Annotated in this window: 2 protein-coding genes; both read right to left on the bottom strand. The window is 70.2% G+C overall.

All coding sequences use genetic code 11. The features are described from left to right. Positions 1–1,763 (bottom strand): ATP-binding cassette domain-containing protein (locus tag ACWGI8_RS42350; protein ID WP_453668790.1); only part of this gene is annotated, 1,763 nt, incomplete at its 3' end. Continuing rightward, positions 1,760–2,650: a phosphotransferase enzyme family protein gene (locus tag ACWGI8_RS42345; RefSeq protein ID WP_453668789.1), complete on the bottom strand. Its 891-nt coding sequence runs from the start codon at positions 2,648–2,650 to the stop codon at positions 1,760–1,762. The genes ACWGI8_RS42345 and ACWGI8_RS42350, both read right to left, overlap by 4 nt. Positions 2,651–3,098 lie beyond the last annotated feature (448 nt).

The following is a 3,098-nucleotide window of genomic DNA, read 5'->3' as shown; positions in this document are numbered from 1 at the left end:
GGCTTTACAGCGCAGAAGAAGTGCTCCGCTACGTCGAGTTCATGGAGGAATCGAATGCCCATACGGAACCGTGAGGTTGTTTGCGCACAGCTTCGCGCACACGCCAGGCGCTGCCACTGTCCGCCGGACAGTTCGTGGCCGCCCCAGACCGACCGGGCGAGCAGCGTGTCGAGCTGGTCGGGGAGCTCGCACAGCGCCCTGGTCATGCCGACGCGTTCCGCCGCCTCCCAGATCCGTTCGTCGTCGTGCTCGCGGGGCTGCCCCAAGGTGATGTTCTCCCTGGCGGCCAAGGGCCAGTGTCCGTTCTTCTGCGGGACCAGGCCGACGTGCCGCCAGACCGATTCCGCGTCGGCGGAGGCCAGATCGGTGTCGTCCCACAGCACACACCCGTCGGTGGGCACGGTCAGCCCGGTGAGCATCCGGATCAGGGTCGACTTGCCGGCGCCGTTCTCCCCGACCAGCGCGACGACCTCGCCGCGGGTGAGGGTCAGCGTGATCGGCTGGACGGCCGCGGTGTCCTTGCTCGGGTAGGTGTACGAGGCGCCTTCCAGACGGATCTGCCGCGGGGGCTTGGCCTGCGTGGCACCGCGGGCCGTGGTCATGGCGCGGACCTCGTCGATGAAGTCGTAGTAGTCGGAGAGGTAGAGGCCGTGGTGGAACATCACCGTGCCGTACCTGATGATCGAGTTGAGCGCGCGTCCGGCGGTCTGGGACGCGACGACGGCGGTGCCCGCGATCGCCGTCGACATGGCGCCGGCGAGGACCAGCGCGGCCAGCGAGGCCCACATCCCGAGGGTGAACAGGCCACCGAGGGACGCGGCGAGAAGCGTGATCAGCAGATAGGGGCGGGCTCCCTCGAGCTCTCGCGTCTCGACGCGATCGCACATCGCCCGGTACCAGAAGTGCAGGTAGCCGCGCATGGTGTTGGCCCGCAGCTCGTCGGCGAGATCCGCCGTGGTCAGCCACCAGCGCATCATGCCGCGGACATTGCGGGCGGAGATCGTACGGTCGTGGACGCGGTAGTCGATGCGCGCGGCGATCACGCCGCCCAGACCGCGAGGGACGACGGACAGGAGCAGCACGCCGAGGAGCAGTGGGTGGAGCGACGTGAGTACGGTCGCCGCGGACACCAGTTGCACGAGGCCGTTGGTGAGGGTCTTGGCGTCGTCGGCGAGGTCGACGGCCCGCAGGGCGCCGATCTCCGCGGCTTGGCTTCTGTCGCTGAAGCCCTCAGCGTCGTAAGCCGCGAGTTCGGCCCGCATGTGCAGATCGACCAGGGTGAGGTCTGCGGCCGAGGCGATCTTGGGGTTCAGGCGTCGGGTGGCCCAGTCCGCGAGGATCCACATGGCCGCACCGGTGGCCATCGCCAGGACCGCGACGGTCAGCGCCGGCCATGAATGCGCCAGCCCCTCACGTGGGTTCGAGACCATCAGTTGTTGCAGGGCCCTGGCGACGGCGCTGAGCATCACGGCCGTCCCGACGCCGGACAGCAGCTGGCAGACGATGATCGTGACGGCCATGCGCCGGTCGACGGACCAGGCAAGTCGGGCCGTCTGGATCAGGGCCGCGGGGATCCGGCGAGCCATGTCCCACAGCGTTGCGCCGTCCATCGCGCGCCGGTGCCTGCGCCCGTTGTAGTCGAGCTCAGGCGGCGCGGACGGCTGCGGCGCCCCGGTCCGCGCCGTGGGAACGGACCCGGACTTGCCGCGGTCGCGCGCGGTGTCCGCCACGGGCACCGCCTTCTCCTCATGGGACGCCGTCATGCGAACACCCCTGCCATGAGCCGGTCCAGGGTGCGCCGTCCACGTCTGGTGACCTCGTGATCGTTGTGCGCCGGGCCCCGGACCAGAGCACTCACCGCGTCGAGAGCCGCCAGCCCTTTCAGCGCATGCTGCTCCTCGGGAACGAGGTCACGGCCGTAGCCCTGGAAGCACGCGGCCCGCAGGTCGGGACGATCCGCCCAGATCCCGCAACTCATCACAACGAAGTCGGCCACGGCCGGCGCGAAGCGGGACCTCTCGAAATCGATCCACCCGGCCTGGCCCAGGGACTGGGACCACAGGAGGTTCCGGTCCCAGGCGTCACCGTGGATGTACGCGAGCGGCAGCGGCGGAAGCATGCTCAGCTGCCCGGCCAAGTCGCGTACCAGCTTCTGCTCCGCCGCCGTCAGGCTGTCGCCGGCCTGCCACAAGTGCTTGTCGGCCCCATCGGCCGCAGCGTGCAGCGCCTGCTCCGCCTCCGCGCGCCAGCGGCCGGACAGGTCCCCGGCGGCGTGAAGCCGGGCCAGCAAGGCGCCCCCTTGCCGGTGCGCGCGGACTTCCTCCGGAGGGTCCACCGTCAGCTGCTCGAGCGGGCGGCCCGGGACGGAGGTCAGCAGCAGGGCCAGATGCTCGGCGCTCGAGGCACGCAGTTGCGGTGCGCGGCCGGCTCCGAGCGCCGGCACCGCGTGCCGCAGGGCGAGGGTCTCGCGTTCGTACATCAGCGGCTGCGGCGAGATCTTCAGGTAGAAGCGAGCTCCGCCGGGCAGGACGAGCTCCCAGACGCGGGAGTTCTCGCGAGCGTGCGAGACGACCTTGGTGGACGGCCGGGCGCCGAGTTCCCTGCCGGCCCAGGCGAGCAGGGAGGGTGCGGGCATGGTCGTGTCGGTCATGCACCCCACCTCGATGACGGTCGTGATGCGGAGGCGAACAGGACGCTGCGCATGTCAACCGGACGCCGGAACGCGCTGGGTTGAGCGGCCTGAGCAGGAGGATTTTCGAACGCGGGGCGAAGGGCGGTGAGGACGCGGACGGGATTCATGAGTTCTCCTCGGTAGTGGAAAGGCGGGTAGAGCACCCCGCACAACGCACCTGATCGCGGCCCCGATACGGGCCGCACCGGGCGACTGGTCGAGCACAGGTTCGATGTGGGGCGACCTGGGCAAGTGCTGTCGGCCCAAGGGCCCGGCATCGGCCCGTTCGATTCACTCGTCAAGGCGACAGCGGCGAGGGCGTAGCCCGAGCGGGGGATTGCGCGACGGGCGTCGACCGCACCGGTCTCCTTCGGCGAGGGGCGGATGTGGGGTGCGGACGGAACCCTCGTGCACGCCACTGGTAGAG

The organism is Streptomyces sp. NPDC054841, from assembly GCF_053611045.1.
This window is presented reverse-complemented; position numbering and strand designations above follow the sequence as displayed.

Excerpts from the sequence above, each read along its gene's own strand:
- ACWGI8_RS42345 (WP_453668789.1), bottom strand. The coding sequence starts at position 2,650 with ATGACCGACACGACCATGCCCGCACCCTCCCTGCTCGCCTGGGCCGGC.